This window comes from Xanthobacter sp. BG11Y11_SDJG, from assembly GCF_057364445.1.
Genome location: NZ_JBNFNU010000896.1, coordinates 1 through 535, shown reverse-complemented (window position 1 = coordinate 535; position 535 = coordinate 1). Strand labels below are relative to the sequence as shown.

The window sequence follows — 535 nt, the reverse complement described above, 5'->3', positions numbered from 1 at the left end:
CGCAGGCCGGCCTCATCCTCGCCGACGAGCCCACCGCCCACCTCGACGGCGCCACGGCGCGCGAGGTGGCGGACGCGCTGTTCCGCCTCGCGCGCGGGCGCACCCTCATCCTCGCCACCCACGATCCCGCACTCGCCGCGAGGGCCGACCGGATCATCCGCCTCGCCCCCGGCCTTGAAGGAGGCGGCGGCATGAACCCGCGCACGGCCGCGCTCGCGGCAATCCTGCGGCTGTTCCTTGCCGAGCGACGCGGCGCGCTCATCGGCGGGGCCTTGCTGGCGGCCCTGACGGCGCTCGCCGGGGCCGGCCTGCTGGCACTGTCGGGCTGGTTCATCACCGCCTCGGCCCTCGCCGGGCTTTCGGCCACGGCGATCGCCTTCGATGTCTTCATGCCCGCCGCCGGCATCCGCCTCCTGGCGCTGACGCGCACCGCGGGACGCTATGGCGAGCGGCTCGTGACCCACGACGCGACCCTCGCCGTGCTCGCCCGCCTGCGCGAGCGCCTGTTCCGCGGCTGGGCCGCGCCGGAGGCGGC

Annotated in this window: 1 pseudogene; it reads left to right on the top strand. The window is 76.8% G+C overall.

The annotated features are described in order from the left end of the window. Positions 1 to 535 (top strand): annotated as a pseudogene (locus AC2W7M_RS27175) (hypothetical protein); the annotation flags it as partial.